Below are 16,186 nucleotides of genomic sequence, written 5' to 3' on the forward strand. Positions count from 1 at the left end.
CACTTGTTAGGGAAGATGTGTCACGGACCGTCGGGCGGTCGGGCCCGGCAGGCGAGGAGAGCGACCGTGGACCTCACCCACTCCCCGGCCGACGAGGCCTTCCGGGCCGAGGCCCGCGCCTGGCTGACCGCCCATGCGCCGTCCCGGCCGCTGCCTTCCCTGGAGACCGAGGAGGGCTTCGCCGCGCATCGTGCCTGGGAGGCGGAACTGGCAGCGGACCGCTGGTCGGTGGTGTCCTGGCCCGCCGAGTACGGCGGGCGGGGCGCCGGGCTGGTGCGCTGGCTGCTCTTCGAGGAGGAGTACTACGCGGCGGGCGCGCCGGGCCGGGTGAGCCAGAACGGCATCAGTCTGCTCGCGCCGACCCTGTTCGACCACGGCACCGAGGAGCAGCGGGCCCGTGTGCTGCCGTCGATGGCCACCGGCGAGGTCGTCTGGGCACAGGCCTGGTCCGAGCCGGAGGCGGGCTCCGACCTGGCCTCCCTCAGATCCAGGGCCGTGCGCACCGACGGCGGCTGGCGGCTGAGCGGGCAGAAGACCTGGTCCTCGCGCGCGGCCTTCGCCGACCGTGCCTTCGGGCTGTTCCGCAGCGACCCGGACGCGTCCCGGTCGCACCAGGGGCTGACCTACCTGATGTTCGACCTCCGTGCGCCGGGCGTCACGGTCCGCCCCATCGGCCGCCTCGACGGGAAGCCGGCGTTCGCCGAGCTGTTCCTGGACGAGGTGTTCGTGCCGGACGAGGACGTCATCGGCGAGCCCGGTCAGGGCTGGCGGGTGGCGATGTCCACGGCGGGCAACGAGCGCGGGCTCACCCTCCGCTCCCCCGGCCGCTTCCTCGCCGCCGCCGAACACCTGCACGCGCTCTGGCGGGCGCGGGGACGCCCGGAGCACGCGCGGGAGCGGGTGGCCGACGCGCTGATCGGCGCCCGCGCCCACCAGCTCTTCGCCTACGCCCATGCCTCCCGGTTCCTTGAGGGCGAACCCGTCGGCCCGGAGTCCAGCATGAACAAGGTCTTCTGGTCCGAGTACGACATCGCGCTGCACGAGACGGCGCTGGACCTCCTCGGCAACGAGGGCGAGTTGGCGGACAGCGGCTGGTCCGAGGGTTATGTCTTCTCACTCGCGGGCCCGATCTACGCGGGCACGAACGAGATCCAGCGGGACATCGTCGCCGAGCGGCTGCTCGGCCTGCCGAAGGGACGCCGCTGATGCGCTTCCTCCTCGATGCCGAGCAGCGCGCGTTCGCCCGCTCGCTCGACGGCCTGCTGACCGCGGCGGACACGCCGTCGGTGGTGCGGGGCTGGAGCCGCGGCGAGCACGGCCGCGGGCGGGCACTGTGGGCCCGTCTCGCCGGGGCCGGGGTGTTCGCACTGGCGGTTCCCGAGGCCTACGAGGGACTGGGGCCCCGGCCCGTCGATCTGACCGTCGCCCTCGTGGAGTTGGGGCGGCACGCGGTGCCCGGTCCGGTGGTGGAGACGGTGGCGGCGGCCGCGCTGCTCGCCGCGCTGGACGACACCGGCCCGGCCAAGCGACTGCTGCCCGCACTGGCCTCGGGCGCCTCGACGGCGACGCTGACGACCGGACCGTACGCACTGGACGCGGACACGGCGGACCTCCGGCTGACGGTGCCCCGGACGGACCGTCCGGCACAGCTCCGGCTGGCTCCCGCGCCCCACGGACCGCTCGCCCCGTCCCTCGACCCCGCTCGCCGCCTCTTCCCCACTCCGCCCGGCGGAGAACTCCTGGCCACCGGCCCCCAGGTCGCCGGGGCCATGGCCGCCGCCCTCGCCTGGGCCCGCCTCGCCACCGCGGCCCAGGCCCTCGGCATCGGCCTCGCACTCCTCGGCCGGACGGTGGCGTACGTCGGGCAGCGCACCCAGTTCGGCGTGCCCGTAGGCTCCTTCCAGGCGGTCAAGCACCGCCTGGCCGACGCCAAGATCGCCCTGGAGTTCGCCCGCCCGCTGCTCTTCGGCGCCGCGGTGACGATGGACCCGGCCGACATCGCCGCCGCGAAGGTGGGCGCGTGCGAGGCGGCGTACGCCACCGCCCGCACGGCGCTGCAACTGCACGGCGCGATCGGCTACACCGCCGAGTACGACCTCTCCCTGTGGCTGACCAGGGCCCGCGCCCTGCGCTCCGCCTGGGGCACACCGCAGGAGTGCCGGTCCCTCGTCCTCGACGCCGGTACCGCGCGCCGTTGAGCCGCCGTACCCCTTTGCCGGTGCGCCACCAGGTCAGGCCGGCCGCACGATCCCCTGTGCCCGCGCGGCCACCAGCCACTTCGGGAATTCGCCCACCAGGCGGTCGTACAACTCCGTGTCGGACACCGTCCCTGGGTCCGGACCGGCGTGGAAGAAACCGGCGTTGTCGACCACCCGGCGAGCGGGCACCGGCAACTCGTCGAGCCGGCGCAGGAAGTCGAACTGTCGGCTGTCCGCCTCGCCGAAGCCGATGAACTGCCAGAACAGGGGAAGCTTGGCCGCCTTGCACAGATACCGCTCGGCGGCGGGCCTGCTGATCGGGCCGCCGTCGGTCTGGAAGACCACGAGGGCGGGGTCGGTGGCGCCGCTGTCGAGGTAGTGGTCGATGACGGCGTCCATCGCCAGGTGGTAGCCGGTCCTGCCCATGTGCCCGAGCCCGGCCACGATCCGTTCGATGCGGCCCTCGTGGTCGGCGAGCGCGATCTCGGTGACCGCGTCGATGCCGGTGGAGAAGAAGACCACCGGCACCCGCCCGTCGTCGTCGAGGTGCGCCGACAGCCCCAGCACCCGGTCGGCGAGCGCCTGGACACTGCCGTCCCTGTAGTACGGCTTCATGGAACCGGAGTAGTCGACGACGAGGTAGACGGCGGCGCGCAGTCCCTCCAGGCCGTGCTTGCGCAACGACACCCCGGCGTTCTTGTACGGGCCGACCAGCGCGGGCGCGGTCTGCTCCACCTTGCTCAGACTGATCGCCGCCACGGCCCGGCTCCCCCTTCGCCCCACACACTGCAGGGCCGAGGCTACGCCACGTCCGCCGCGGCCCCGACTGGCGCTGCCGTCGGTACGGTACCCGGGTGCGTCCCGCGAGTTCGGTCGTGCTCTGCGTCCGCTGATCTCAGTGCGCCCACTTCTCACGCAGCACCTGCTCGGCGGGCTTTCCGTGCGGGCTGTAGGCCAGCCGCGCCGGCGTCTCCCCGCTGCCCGGCCAGTCGTCCCACATCCACCAGCAGACTCCGGCCCACCAGCGCTGTCCCTCGAAGGAGTCCAGCAACGCCCGGTAGGCGGCGGCCTGTTCGGCGTCGTCGGCGCGACTGCTGACGGTCCATGAGTACGGGGCGGTCGTCGCACCGCGCTGGCTGACGTAGCCGGCCTCGGTGAACAGGATGCGCCGGCCCTGTTGCCGCGCATAGGCGGCGAGCCGCTCACGGATCGGCTGCCAGGCGCCGCGCAGCCGGGCGGTGTCGGCCGTGGGCCGGGCGGCCAGCGGCCAGTAGGCGTCGATGCCGATGAGGTCGAGCTCCTTCCAGAAGTGGATCCGCTGGTACTCGTCGTAGTTGGCGGCATAGGTCAGTGGCCCGTCGTAGTGGCCGCGGACGGCCTGGACGATCTTCGTCCAGGCCGCCGTGTCGCCGGAGACGCCGGCCAGTTCGGTGCCGATGGAGAACTGCTCGACACCGGTGTCGGCGGCGAGGCCGGCGTAGTGGGTGATGAACGTGCGGTACGCGGCGAACCACGCTGTCCGGTTCTGCGGTCGGATGTCGGCGCGGTCCTCGTCACCGGGCAGATCCACGTGCGGCTTGATCATCACCTTCAGTCCGGCGGCGTGCGCGCGGGCGACGATCCGCCGCAGGCTGCCGTCGCTCGCGGTCTCGTCGGTGGTGTGCAGGGCCGAGTCGGTCGCACGGTCCTGGTACCAGGTCGGGGTGAGGGCGACCCAGCGCGCACCGGTCGCCCTGATGGCGCGCAGGTACCCGTCCGCGGCCGGGCTGTCGTAGTCGGCGTGGTTCCAGGAGGGCAGCGCGAAGCCGCGCATCGTGGACGTCCGGCCGGCGCCGTCGGGCCGCGGGGTCCGGGCCGCGCCGCCGTCTCCGCCTCCCCGTCCGCCACCGTGCCCGCCTCCCTGGCCCGTCGAGACGCAGGCGCTCGCGGCGAGGAGGACCGCCGCCAGGGCGGCGGCGGTCCTCCACTTCCTCACCGGTGCCGTCACAGCGACGCCGGGCTGACGAAGGTGTACCCGAGTGCCTTGATGCCGTCGATGGTGTCCTTCAACGGCTGCAGCGGGTAGTACGGGTGGTAGAAGAAGCTCGCGAACCCGTCCCGGACCGCGAGGTTCGCCCTGGCCGAGGCGATGAGGTCGGCCGGCAGTCGCGGCGGGTGGTTGTTGTACGCCTCCGGTTCGTAGTTCCCGATGTCCTCGGGCAGCACCTTGGTGCCGTACACGTCCTTCACGACGTACGGGAAGAACTGTCCGATGAACAGGTTGGGGTCGGACGAGGCGCCGCTGAGCGTTCCGGCGAAGTAGAGCGAACGCTCCAGCCGGGCCGAGAAGTTGGCGCCGAAGACCCGGTAGTCGGCCGCGGAGGCCGCGTAGTGCGGGGTGGTCCACAGCGCCGGCTTGGGCAGGCCGGCCGCGGTGAACGCGGCGAGCGCGCTGGTGACGCGGGTCTGGGCCCAGATGGTGGAGTCCTCGGCGACCGGTCCGTCGTAGACGACGTTGTTCGCGGAGTCGACGTGGGAGCGGTAGAACTCGAAGTCGTCACCGGTCACTCCGTTGTAGGGGTTGGCGACGGTGCCGTACTGGTGCGTGTAGCCATGGTCCATCAGCACCGCGCCATGCGCCAGCATGTACTGCAGCGCACTGACCACCTCGGGCCGCTGGGCGAGGGTGATCGTCTCCGGTACGCCGTTGTTGTAGACGCCCTTCGGGTCCGTGTACACGGGGATCACATTGATGCCGTACGGGATGTTCTGCGAGGACAGGTAGTCGGCCATGGTGCGCAGCTGGGCGGGGTCCGAGTCGGGGCTGATGTCCTCCAGGCGCACCACCGCGCGGTGCCGCTCGGCGGTGGCCGGCGCGAGGGCGTCGAAGAGCAGGTCCTCCAGGGCGATGACGCGGTCGCTCTCGGAGACGTAGGCGAACGGGATCTCACCGATGTAGGTGAGGTTGGACGACCGGATCGCCCAGCCGAAGGTGTGCCCGTTGGAGCTGTCCAGGCCCTCCGCGAGCCGGGTGACCGCCGGATATCCGTTCCCCGTCAGGACGTTGGGGCGCAGCACTCCGCCGTCCTGCCCGGCCGGGATGGTCCGGGTGAGCGTCTGGCCCCGGTACGTCACCTGAGTCACGGTGCCGACCGAGCCGCCGTCCTCGTAGTACGACGTGGTCGGGTCCCAGCCGTACTTCTGGGTGAACTGGGTGACCCCCACCGCGCCCGCCATGTTCCAGACGTTGGCGCCCATCCAGATCACCGGCTTGGTGCTCGCCGCCGCGTCCTGGTAGAAGGCGGCCGGGACGGCGTCCGGGGTGCTGCCGCCGTAGTAGGTGGAGCCGATGTAGATCACGGCCGAGTACGAGTCGATCATTCCGGCGGTGTACTGCTGGACCGGCTTGGCGGTCACCGTGCCGAAGTGGCCCGCGAGGTTGGCCGTGGCCATCGCGTACAGCTCGCCCAACTGGCCGTAGGGGCCCGCCGTGTCGTAGAGCACGAGGGTGGTCGGGTCGGCGGCGCCCGCTTCGGCCGGGACGAGCGCGGCGGCCTGGCGGGTGACGGCCGACGCGGCCTGCACCAGGTCGGTGGCCGTGCTCGTCAGGGTCGACGCCACACTCGCATCGCGCGGCCGGCTGCGGCGCGCCAGGTCCGCCTGAAGTTGGGTCTTCGCCCAGCCGCCGAGGTCGATGCGGTTCAGTCCGGAGCGGGTGCCGGCGAGCTCGCCGGGATGCCGGAGCCCACCGGCGGCCTGGGCGCCCGCGGCCTGGAATGTGCCGCTGAGCAGGGCGGCGACGAGCAGCAGGACGACGGTAATTCTGGAAGTTCCCCGCCTGCCGGGCGGGATCAATGGTCTCACAATCTTCCCCCCACTTTACCAAGTGTTGGCTAACCTTTACCCGTCGGGAAGCCAGCATTCTTCTGGCGACCGGGACGGGTGTCAACGGGACGAGAGATGAATTCCCGCAGGCTCATCAGACCTCATACGGAGATCGGACATGTCCTTTTTCCGAATGGTCTTCAGAGAGGACCGCGAAGTCTGCTAGGTTCACCTTCGCGCGATGGGGACGCGCACCGAAATATGGGGGGACAATGTACGGACGACCCGCTCTGGGGGCACTTCTGCCCCTGGCAGGGGCGATGGCCGCTCCGCAGGCGATACCCGGCCTACCTTTGGCCAAGGCCTTGCAGGCAACTGCCGGAGTCGGATTCCTGTTCTACTGCCTGACCGCATGTTTGATATTGCTCGCCCGGACAAGGCTGCGCAGACGCGCACTCCGGCAGCAGTTCGAGGGCTCCGGCGCACACCGGGAGCGGCTATGATTGTCGAGTCGCTACTGTGGTCCAGCATCATCCTGATCACGATGGCGGGCTGCTACAACACGAGCCTGTTCCTGCTCTCCCGCCGCAGAATTCGGCGTTCCCGTTCCGACCGCAGAGAACGCTTTTACGTATTTCTCCTCGCCTGTCTGAACGAGGAGAAAGTACTGTCCGAAAGTCTGGCGCGCATCACCGCACTGCCCGCCGGGAATTTCATGGCATTGGTCATCGACGACGGCTCGGACGACCGTACCGGCGAAATAGCCCTCGCCGCCGGTCCGGAGCGGGTCCGGTTGCACCGCCGCACTTTGCCGAACGCCCGCCGGGGCAAGGGCGCAGCCCTCAATGACGGGGTGCGGCATCTTCGGGAGTCCGGCCTGCTCGCCGGCCGCGACCCCGACGACGTGATCCTGTGCGTGGTCGACGCGGACGGGCGGCTCGACCCGCATGTCGTGCAGTCGGTGGACCCGTACTTCGACGATCCGCGTACGGGGGCCGTCCAGGTGTGCGTGCGCATGTACAACCGGGGCCGGGGGCTGCTCGCCCGCATGCAGGACATGGAGTTCGTCGTCTACGGCGACGTGTTCCAGAGCGCACGCCGCTTCATCGGCAGCGTGGGCATGGGCGGCAACGGGCAGTTCATGCGGCTGTCGGCGCTCAACACCCTGAACGCCCCGGACGGCACCGGTCCGTGGAGCGACAGTCTCACCGAGGACCTCGACCTCGGGGTCCGGCTGCTCGCCAACGGCTGGACGAACCAGCACTGCACCACGGCCGCCGTCTCGCAGCAGGCCGTGCTCAGCCTGCGCCGTCTGGTCCGGCAGCGATCCCGCTGGTTCCAGGGCCACCTGCAGTCGGCCGGTCTCGTCCCGTTGATCCTGCGGGACGTGCCGACCCGGGCGGCGCTGGACCTTCTCTACCACCTGTCCAGCCCGGTGCTGATCCTGCTCACCTCGCTGCTGCCGCTGTCCTTCCTCGTCGCCCTGGGGGCCACCACCGTGGCCTCCGTCCAGGTGGGACATCCGCTCGTGTCACCGATGTGGCTGCTCGGCCCGTACCTGCTGTCCTTCACGGCCGCCTACGCGTACGGCTTCGTCTACGCCAAGCGTGAACGGGACCTCGGGCTGGTGCGGTCGGTGCTGCTCGCCCATGTCTTCGTCCTCTACGGCTACATCTGGTTCGCCGCCGGCTGGTGGGGGTTCTGGCGGATGCTCACCGGCAAGCAGACCTGGCTGAAGACCGCGCGCACCTGAGCGCGACCACCGGTTTCCGCGCGCGGAGGCTGATCCCGTAGCGCACCCCGGGGGCCGGTGGGACACGGAACCCATCCCGCCGAGCTCGGCACGCATCCGCGTGCGGGACATACCCGCACGGCACACGCAGCCCTGTGCCGGCCGGATCCCGCACGACACCGATCCCCGCACAGATCCACGTGCAGGGCACATCCCCGCACGGCACACACATCCCCGCACGGCACACACAGCCCCGTGCGGGACACACCCCCGCACGAGGACATTCCCCCGCGCGGGTCATGTCCCCGAGCGGTGCCGCCGCCACGGTGGCCCATGCGGCGCCGCTGTCCCGGCGACCCGCGCCGCAGCGCTTCTCCTTCCTTCACTCCCGTACTTCTCAACTCCGCGCGGTCCGGTGACCGCGTACGCCCGAGGGGGGCTCTCCATGTCCACACACCCGTCGACCGTGCCCGTACGCGCCATGCTGGTGCTCGGGACACGGCCGGAGGCGATCAAACTCGCGCCGGTGGCGCGGGCGATGACGTCCGACGCGCAGTTCGAGCCGATCGTCGTCACCACGGGCCAGCACCGCGAGATGCTCCACCAGATGCTGGGCCTGCTGGGCGTCGAGGCACGCATCGCGCTCGACGTGATGCGCAACCGCCAGCAGCTGTCCGAGCTGACCGCCCGGCTGGTCGGGGAACTGGGCGTGGCGCTGCGGGAGCAGCGTCCGGACCTGGTGGTCGTCCAGGGTGACACCACGACGGCCCTCGCGGGTGCGCTGGCCGCGTTCTACGAGAAGATCCCCGTCGCCCACGTCGAGGCCGGGCTGCGCACCGGGGTCATCGACAACCCGTTCCCGGAGGAGCTCAACCGCAGCCTGATCGGCCGGATCGCCCGCTGGCACTTCGCCCCGACGCCCCGCGCGGCCCGGCATCTCGCGGACGAGGGCGTCCCCGCGGACCAGGTGTTCACCACCGGCAACACGGTGATCGACAACCTGCTGTGGGTGCTGGCCGAGGGCACCGGCGCCTCCGCCTTCCGCACCACCGCCCGGCGGATCCTGGTCACCCTGCACCGCAGGGAGAACCAGGGCGAGCGGATGCGCGGCATGGGCCGGGCGCTCACCCGGCTGGCCCGGCGCGGGGACGTGGAGATCGTGCTGCCGCTGCACAAGAGCCCGGCCGTGCGGGACGCGCTGCTGCCCGAACTGGACGGCCAGGCCGGCATCCGCCTGGTCGAGCCGCTGGACTACGTCGACTTCGCGGCCACCCTGGCCGAGTGCGACCTCGTCCTCACCGATTCCGGCGGTATCCAGGAGGAGGCGCCGAGCCTGAGCAAGCCGACCCTCGTACTGCGGACGACAACCGAACGGCCGGAGGCGGTCGAGGCGGGCGCGGCCCGGCTGATCGGCACGGACCCGGACGCCATCGTGGGCTGCGCGGAGCGCCTGCTGGACGATCCGGCGGAGTACCGGCGGATGGCCGGTGCGGGCAACCCGTTCGGCGACGGCCGGGCCTCGGCGCGCGTCCTCGCCCAGCTGGCGGAGGACTTCGCCGCCGAAGTGCCGGTCGGGCTCACCACGTCCGGGCCATACTCGGCAGCATGACCGCCTCACTCCTGCGTCCCCGTCGGCGAGTTCCGCTTCCGGCGGGGCGCAGGGGTCGGGTCCTGACCGGCCTCTCCCTGGCGCTGGCACTGACGGCGTTGCTCGCGGTCACCCTGACCCGGTGCGCGCTCGATGGTTCGCCACCGCCGAAGCCGTGGCTCGACGGCTCCACGCACGGCCGGTGGCTGTCGGTCTTCAACGGTCACGGCACCAATGTGGGGGACGACGACTCCCTGTCGCTGTCCCCCAGGGCGGCCGAGGACCCGGGCACCACGCACGCCGGCCTGGTCGTGAGCACCGCCTTCTACACGGACGTGCGCTACGAGGCGCGGATGCGGACGGTCAGGCAGCTGCGTGCCCCGAAGCCCAACCCGTGGGAAGTGCCGTGGCTGGTATGGGCGTACACCGACCCGGAGCACTTCTACTACATCACCCTGAAGCCCAACGGCTGGGAGCTCGGCAAGCGGGACCCGGCCTATCCGGGCGGTCAGCGCTTCCTGGCGACGGGACGCACGGCGTACCCGGTCGGTCCCTGGTACGACGTGCGGGTGCGACAGCGTGGGCCGGTGCTCGCCGTCGCGGTGGGCGGCAGGCCCCTGGTGAGCTTCACGGACGGTGAACGGCCCTATCCGCGGGGCAGGGTGGGCGCCTACACCGAGGACGCCACCGTGAACTTCCAGGGACTCAGGGCGGGTTCCGGGCCGTGACACAGCGGCGGCGCCTGCCCAAGAGTCCGGTCGGGGACTGGGCAGGCGCCGTCTGCGGGGTCTGGGGGAAACTCCCCGGACGACCCGCCCGTACGCCGTTGTACGGGACGTCTGTGGTGCGGTGTCGCCGCGGCGGTCAGACCATCAGGGCGCGGTCCGTCGGGCGGATCGGGGCCGGCAGGTCGCTGGCGCCCGTGAGGTGCCGGTCGACGCCGCGGGCGGCCGAGCGGCCCTCGGCGATCGCCCACACGATGAGGGACTGGCCGCGGCCGGCGTCACCGGCGACGAACACGCCCGGCACGTTGGTCTGGAAGTCGGCGTCGCGGGCGATGTTGCCGCGCGCGTCGAGTTCCAGGCCGAACTGCTCGACCAGGCCGTTCTCCTGGTCGGTGCCGGTGAAGCCCATGGCCAGGGTGACCAACTGGGCGGGGATCTTGCGTTCGGTGCCCGGCTTCTGGGTCAGCTTGCCGTCGACGAACTCGACCTCGGCGAGGTGCAGCCACTGCACGTTGCCTTCCTCGTCGCCCTCGAAGCGGGTCGTGGAGGCCGCGTAGATCCGCTCGCCGCCCTCCTCGTGGGCCGAGGTGACCTTGTAGAGGATCGGGAAGGTCGGCCAGGGCTGGTTGACCGGGTGCCGCTCGTCGTTCGGGCGGGGCATGATCTCCAGCTGGGTGACGGAGGCCGCGCCCTGGCGGTGGGCGGTGCCCACGCAGTCGGCGCCGGTGTCACCGCCGCCGATGACGACGACGTGCTTGCCCTCGGCCGAGATCGGCGCGGTGACGTAGTCGCCCTCCTGCACCTTGTTGGACAGGGGCAGGTACTCCATGGCCTGGTGGATGCCCTTGAGCTCGCGGCCCGGCACCGGCAGGTCGCGCGCGGTGGTGGCACCGGCGGCGATCACCACGGCGTCGTAGCGCTTGCGCAGGTCCGTCGCCTTCAGATCACGGCCGATCTCGATGCCGGTGCGGAAGCGGGTGCCCTCCGCGCGCATCTGCTCGATACGGCGGTTGATGTGCCGCTTCTCCATCTTGAACTCGGGGATGCCGTAGCGCAGGAGACCGCCGATGCGGTCCGCCCGCTCGTACACGGCCACCGTGTGGCCGGCCCGGGTCAGCTGCTGGGCGGCGGCCAGGCCCGCCGGGCCCGAGCCGATGACCGCGACCGTCTTGCCGGACAGGCGCTCGGGCGCCTGCGGGGCGACGTCACCGGTCTCCCAGGCCTTGTCGATGATCGAGACCTCGACGTTCTTGATCGTGACCGGCTGCTGGTTGATGCCGAGCACACAGGCCGACTCGCACGGCGCCGGGCAGAGGCGCCCGGTGAACTCCGGGAAGTTGTTCGTCGCGTGCAGGCGCTCCGAGGCCGCCGCCCAGTCCTCGCGGTAGGCGTAGTCGTTCCACTCGGGGATGAGGTTCCCGAGCGGACAGCCGTTGTGGCAGAACGGGATGCCGCAGTCCATGCACCGGCTGGCCTGCTTGCTGATGATCGGGAGCAGGGAACCGGGAACGTAGACCTCGTTCCAGTCCTTCTTGCGCTCCTCCACCGGGCGGGACTTGGCGACCTCGCGGCCGTGGTTCAAAAAGCCCTTCGGGTCAGCCATTGATCGCCGCCTCCATCATCTTCTCGGTGATCTCGGTCTCGGACAGACCGGCTCGCTCGGCGGCGTCCTTGGCGGCGAGCACTGCCTTGTAGGTGCTGGGGATGATCTTGCTGAAGCGCTCCACCGCGGTGTCCCACTCGGCGAGCAGCTTCTCCGCGACGGTGGAGCCCGTCTCCTGCTGGTGGCGGCGCACCACCTCGTGCAGCCACTGCTTGTCCGCGTCGTCCAGCGCCTCGATCGACTTCACGTTGCCGACGTTGACGTTGTCCCGGTCGAGGTCGACGACGTAGGCGATGCCGCCGGACATGCCGGCCGCGAAGTTACGGCCCGTCTCGCCGAGCACCACCGCGTGACCGCCGGTCATGTACTCGCAGCCGTGGTCGCCCACGCCCTCGGAGACGACCAGCGCGCCGGAGTTGCGGACGCAGAACCGCTCGCCCGTCTTGCCGCGCAGGAACATCTCGCCGCCGGTCGCGCCGTAGGCGAGGGTGTTGCCCGCGATCACGCTGTACTCGGCGAGGTGGTCGGCCGCGCGGTCCGGGCGGACCACGATCCGGCCGCCCGAGAGGCCCTTGCCCACGTAGTCGTTGGCGTCGCCCTCCAGGCGCAGGGTCACACCGCGCGGCACGAAGGCGCCGAACGACTGGCCCGCGGAGCCGGTGAAGGTGATGTCGATGGTGTCGTCGGGCAGGCCCGCGCCACCGAACTTCTTCGTCACCTCGTGGCCGAGCATGGTGCCGACCGTGCGGTTGATGTTGCGGATCGCGACCTGGGCGCGCACCGGCTGGGCGTCGGTCGCGGAGTTCGCGGCCAGGGCGTCGGCGGCGAGCTTGATCAGCTCGTTGTCGAGCGCCTTCTCCAGGCCGTGGTCCTGGGCGACGATCTGGTGGCGCACCGCGCCCTCGGGCAGCTCGGGCACGTGGAACAGCGGGTCCAGGTCCAGGCCCTGGGCCTTCCAGTGGTCGACCGCGCGGGTCACGTCGAGGACCTCGGCGTGGCCGACGGCCTCCTCGATGGAGCGGAAGCCCAGCTCGGCGAGGAGCTCACGGACCTCCTCGGCGATGAACTGGAAGAAGTTCACCACGAACTCGGCCTTGCCCGCGAAGCGCTCGCGCAGCACCGGGTTCTGGGTGGCGATGCCGACCGGGCAGGTGTCCAGGTGGCAGACGCGCATCATGATGCAGCCGGAGACGACCAGCGGAGCGGTCGCGAAACCGTACTCCTCGGCGCCCAGCAGCGCGGCGATGACCACGTCGCGGCCGGTCTTGAGCTGGCCGTCGGTCTGCACGACGATGCGGTCGCGCAGGCCGTTGAGCAGCAGGGTCTGCTGGGTCTCGGCCAGGCCGAGCTCCCAGGGGCCGCCCGCGTGCTTCAGCGAGGTCAGCGGGGAGGCGCCCGTGCCGCCGTCGTGGCCGGAGATCAGGACGACGTCCGCGTGGGCCTTGGACACGCCGGCCGCGACCGTGCCGACGCCGACCTCGGAGACCAGCTTCACGTGGATGCGGGCGGCCGGGTTGGCGTTCTTCAGGTCGTGGATCAGCTGGGCCAGGTCCTCGATGGAGTAGATGTCGTGGTGCGGCGGCGGGGAGATGAGCCCCACGCCCGGCGTCGAGTGCCGGGTCTTGGCCACCCACGGGTACACCTTGTGGCCGGGCAGCTGGCCGCCCTCACCGGGCTTGGCGCCCTGGGCCATCTTGATCTGGATGTCGTCGGCGTTGACCAGGTACTCGGAGGTCACGCCGAAGCGGCCGGAGGCTACCTGCTTGATGGAGGACCGGCGGGCCGGGTCGTACAGGCGCTCCGGGTCCTCGCCGCCCTCACCGGTGTTGGACTTGCCGCCCAGCTGGTTCATGGCGATGGCGAGGGTCTCGTGCGCCTCCTGGGAGATGGAGCCGTACGACATGGCGCCCGTGGAGAACCGCTTGACGATCGCGGAGACCGGCTCGACCTCCTCGAGCGGGACCGGCTTGCGGTCGGACCTGAAACCGAACAGGCCGCGCAGCGTCATCAGGCGCTCGGACTGCTCGTTCACGCGCTCGGTGTACTTCTTGAAGACGTCGTAGCGGGCGGTGCGCGTGGAGTGCTGGAGGCGGAAGACCGTCTCCGGGTCGAACAGGTGCGCCTCGCCCTCGCGGCGCCACTGGTACTCGCCGCCGATCTCCAGCGCGCGGTGCGCGGGAGCGATGCCGGAGGCCGGGTAGGCCTTGGCGTGCCGGGCGGCGACCTCCTTGGCGATGACGTCGATGCCAACGCCGCCGATCTTGGTGGTGGTGCCGTTGAAGTACTTCTCGACGAAGGTCTCGTCCAGCCCGACGGCCTCGAAGACCTGGGCGCCGCGGTAGGAGGCGACGGTCGAGATGCCCATCTTGGACATGACCTTCAGCACGCCCTTGCCGAGGGCGTAGATCAGGTTGCGGATGGCCTGCTCGGCGTCCATGCCCGGCAGGAACGTCCCTGCGCGGACCAGGTCCTCGACGGACTCCATCGCCAGGTACGGGTTGACGGCGGCGGCGCCGTAGCCGATGAGCAGGGCGACGTGGTGGACCTCGCGGACGTCGCCGGCCTCGACCAGCAGGCCGACGTGGGTGCGCTGCTTGGTGCGGATGAGGTGGTGGTGGACGGCCGCGGTGAGCAGCAGCGACGGGATCGGCGCGTGCTCGGCGTCGGAGTGGCGGTCGGACAGGACGATCAGGCGGGCGCCGTTGTCGATCGCCGCGTCGGCCTCGGCGCAGATCTCCTCGATGCGCGCGGCGAGCGCGTCACCGCCGCCGGAGACCCGGAACAGACCGGACAGCGTCGCGGCCTTCATGCCGGGCATGTCGCCGTCGGCGTTGATGTGGATGAGCTTGGCCAGCTCGTCGTTGTCGATCACCGGGAAGGGCAGCACGACACTGCGGCAGGAGGCCGCGGTGGGCTCCAGGAGGTTGCCCTGCGGACCCAGGGAGCTGCGCAGCGAGGTGACCAGCTCCTCGCGGATCGCGTCCAGCGGCGGGTTGGTGACCTGCGCGAACAGCTGGGTGAAGTAGTCGAAGAGCAGACGCGGACGCTCGGAGAGGGCCGCGATGGGCGAGTCGGTGCCCATCGAACCGATCGGCTCGGCGCCGGACTTGGCCATCGGCGCGAGGATGACGCGCAGCTCCTCCTCGGTGTAGCCGAAGGTCTGCTGGCGGCGGGTGACCGAGGCGTGGGTGTGCACGATGTGCTCGCGCTCGGGCAGGTCGCCCAGCTCGATCTCGCCGGCCTCCAGCCACTCCTGGTACGGGTGCTCGGCAGCGAGGGTCGCCTTGATCTCGTCGTCCTCGATGATGCGGTGCTCGGCGGTGTCCACGAGGAACATGCGGCCGGGCTGCAGGCGGCCCTTGCGGACGACCCTGGCCGGGTCGATGTCGAGGACGCCGACCTCGGAGCCGAGGACGACGAGGCCGTCGTCCGTGACCCAGTAGCGGCCGGGGCGCAGACCGTTGCGGTCGAGCACGGCGCCGACCTGGGTGCCATCGGTGAAGGTGACGCAGGCGGGGCCGTCCCAGGGCTCCATCATCGTGGAGTGGTACTGGTAGAAGGCGCGCCGGGTGGGGTCCATGGAGTCGTGGTTCTCCCACGCCTCCGGGATCATCATCAGCACGGAGTGCGGCAGCGAGCGGCCGCCGAGGTGCAGCAGTTCGAGGACCTCGTCGAAGGACGCGGAGTCGGAGGCGTCCGGGGTGCAGATCGGGAAGACCCGGTCCAGCTTGTCCTGGTCGCCGAAGAGGTCGGAGACCAGCTGGGACTCGCGGGCGACCATCCAGTTGCGGTTGCCCTTGACCGTGTTGATCTCGCCGTTGTGCGCGACGAAGCGGTACGGGTGGGCGAGCGGCCACGACGGGAAGGTGTTCGTGGAGAAGCGCGAGTGGACGAGCGCGATCGCCGAGGCGAAGCGGCGGTCGGACAGGTCCGGGAAGAAGGGCTCCAGCTGGCCGGTGGTCAGCATGCCCTTGTAGACGAGGGTGCGGGCCGACAGCGACGCGAAGTAGACGTCCGCCTCGCGCTCGGCGCGCTTGCGCAGCACGAAGGCCCTGCGGTCCAGTGCGATCCCCCTGCTGGCGCCGTCGCTGACGAACAGCTGGCGGAAGACGGGCATCGTCGAGCGGGCGGTGGCGCCGAGCAGCTCGGGGGCGACCGGGACCTCGCGCCAGCCGAGGACGGTCAGGCCCTCGTCGGCCGCGATCGTCTCGATACGTGAGACGGCGTCCTCGGTGCCGTCCTCCGGCAGGAAGGCGATGCCGACGGCGTATCCACCGGCCTCGGGGAGGTCGAATCCGGCCACCTCACGCAGGAAGGCGTCGGGCACCTGGGACAGCAGGCCCGCACCGTCGCCGGAGTCGGGCTCGGAGCCGGTGGCCCCGCGGTGCTCCAGGTTGCGCAGCACGGTGAGCGCCTGCTCGACCAGCGCATGGCTCGCCTCACCCGTGAGGGTTGCCACGAAGCCGACGCCGCAGGCGTCGTGCTCGTTGCGGGGGTCGTACATACCCTGCGCAGCAGGGCGAGCATCCATGAAGG

General features: G+C 71.0%; 10 protein-coding genes. 5 read left to right on the top strand and 5 right to left on the bottom strand.

Translation table 11 applies throughout. The features are described from left to right. Nucleotides 1–66 precede the first annotated feature (66 nt). Nucleotides 67–1,206, top strand: a complete 1,140-nt coding sequence (locus AB0A61_RS06400; RefSeq protein ID WP_361286959.1) for an acyl-CoA dehydrogenase family protein — start codon at nucleotides 67–69, stop codon at nucleotides 1,204–1,206. Further along, on the top strand, nucleotides 1,206–2,198 hold the full coding sequence (locus AB0A61_RS06405; RefSeq protein ID WP_361286962.1) for an acyl-CoA dehydrogenase family protein: 993 nt from the start codon (nucleotides 1,206–1,208) through the stop codon (nucleotides 2,196–2,198). The genes AB0A61_RS06400 and AB0A61_RS06405 overlap by 1 nt, the downstream gene beginning before the upstream one ends. A 33-nt stretch (nucleotides 2,199–2,231) precedes the next feature. Here the strand turns inward: AB0A61_RS06405 and AB0A61_RS06410 are convergent, their stop codons facing one another. The 3 genes from AB0A61_RS06410 to AB0A61_RS06420 all read right to left on the bottom strand — a co-directional run bounded on the left by AB0A61_RS06410 (nucleotide 2,232) and on the right by AB0A61_RS06420 (nucleotide 6,041). Continuing rightward, complete coding sequence (locus tag AB0A61_RS06410; RefSeq protein WP_361286965.1) at nucleotides 2,232–2,957, bottom strand: VWA domain-containing protein; 726 nt, start codon at nucleotides 2,955–2,957, stop codon at nucleotides 2,232–2,234. 136 nt (nucleotides 2,958–3,093) lie between these two features. Then, complete coding sequence (locus tag AB0A61_RS06415) at nucleotides 3,094–4,173, bottom strand: hypothetical protein (protein ID WP_361286968.1); 1,080 nt, start codon at nucleotides 4,171–4,173, stop codon at nucleotides 3,094–3,096. 8 nt (nucleotides 4,174–4,181) lie between these two features. Then, entirely contained in the window at nucleotides 4,182–6,041 is a 1,860-nt protein-coding gene (locus tag AB0A61_RS06420) for a polysaccharide deacetylase family protein (protein WP_361286971.1), read from the bottom strand. A 460-nt stretch (nucleotides 6,042–6,501) separates the two neighbouring features. Here AB0A61_RS06420 and AB0A61_RS06425 point away from each other — a divergent pair, with 460 nt between their 5' ends. From AB0A61_RS06425 to AB0A61_RS06435, 3 genes are all read left to right on the top strand, one after another. Then, the gene (locus AB0A61_RS06425; RefSeq protein ID WP_361286974.1) at nucleotides 6,502–7,755 is read left to right on the top strand and encodes a glycosyltransferase family 2 protein; all 1,254 of its coding nucleotides are present in this window, start codon (nucleotides 6,502–6,504) and stop codon (nucleotides 7,753–7,755) included. Between the two features lie 424 nt (nucleotides 7,756–8,179). Continuing rightward, the gene (gene wecB, locus AB0A61_RS06430) at nucleotides 8,180–9,343 is read left to right on the top strand and encodes a UDP-N-acetylglucosamine 2-epimerase (non-hydrolyzing) (protein WP_361286977.1); all 1,164 of its coding nucleotides are present in this window, start codon (nucleotides 8,180–8,182) and stop codon (nucleotides 9,341–9,343) included. After that, nucleotides 9,340–10,050, top strand: a complete 711-nt coding sequence (locus AB0A61_RS06435; protein WP_361286980.1) for a calcium-binding protein — start codon at nucleotides 9,340–9,342, stop codon at nucleotides 10,048–10,050. The genes wecB and AB0A61_RS06435 overlap by 4 nt, the downstream gene beginning before the upstream one ends. 136 nt (nucleotides 10,051–10,186) lie before the next feature. On the opposite strand, the gene AB0A61_RS06440 is transcribed toward AB0A61_RS06435, so the two are convergent. Both AB0A61_RS06440 and gltB read right to left on the bottom strand, forming a co-directional pair. Continuing rightward, nucleotides 10,187–11,650 carry a glutamate synthase subunit beta gene (locus AB0A61_RS06440; RefSeq protein WP_361286983.1) on the bottom strand — a complete coding sequence of 488 codons (1,464 nt, stop codon included), beginning with the start codon at nucleotides 11,648–11,650 and terminating at the stop codon, nucleotides 10,187–10,189. Continuing rightward, complete coding sequence (gene gltB, locus AB0A61_RS06445; RefSeq protein ID WP_361287338.1) at nucleotides 11,643–16,154, bottom strand: glutamate synthase large subunit; 4,512 nt, start codon at nucleotides 16,152–16,154, stop codon at nucleotides 11,643–11,645. The genes AB0A61_RS06440 and gltB overlap by 8 nt, the downstream gene beginning before the upstream one ends. Nucleotides 16,155–16,186: the final 32 nt, after the last annotated feature.

The sequence above is a fragment of the Streptomyces sp. NPDC046197 genome (genome assembly GCF_040646295.1).
GTDB lineage: Bacteria > Actinomycetota > Actinomycetes > Streptomycetales > Streptomycetaceae > Streptomyces.

What these genes read in the sequence shown, in the direction of transcription:
- AB0A61_RS06440 (WP_361286983.1), bottom strand. Translation starts at nt 11,650, where the DNA reads ATGGCTGACCCGAAGGGCTTTTTGAACCACGGCCGCGAGGTCGCCAAG.
- AB0A61_RS06435 (WP_361286980.1), top strand. Translation starts at nt 9,340, where the DNA reads ATGACCGCCTCACTCCTGCGTCCCCGTCGGCGAGTTCCGCTTCCGGCG.
- wecB (WP_361286977.1), top strand. Translation starts at nt 8,180, where the DNA reads ATGTCCACACACCCGTCGACCGTGCCCGTACGCGCCATGCTGGTGCTC.
- AB0A61_RS06425 (WP_361286974.1), top strand. Translation starts at nt 6,502, where the DNA reads ATGATTGTCGAGTCGCTACTGTGGTCCAGCATCATCCTGATCACGATG.
- AB0A61_RS06405 (WP_361286962.1), top strand. Translation starts at nt 1,206, where the DNA reads ATGCGCTTCCTCCTCGATGCCGAGCAGCGCGCGTTCGCCCGCTCGCTC.
- gltB (WP_361287338.1), bottom strand. Translation starts at nt 16,154, where the DNA reads ATGTACGACCCCCGCAACGAGCACGACGCCTGCGGCGTCGGCTTCGTG.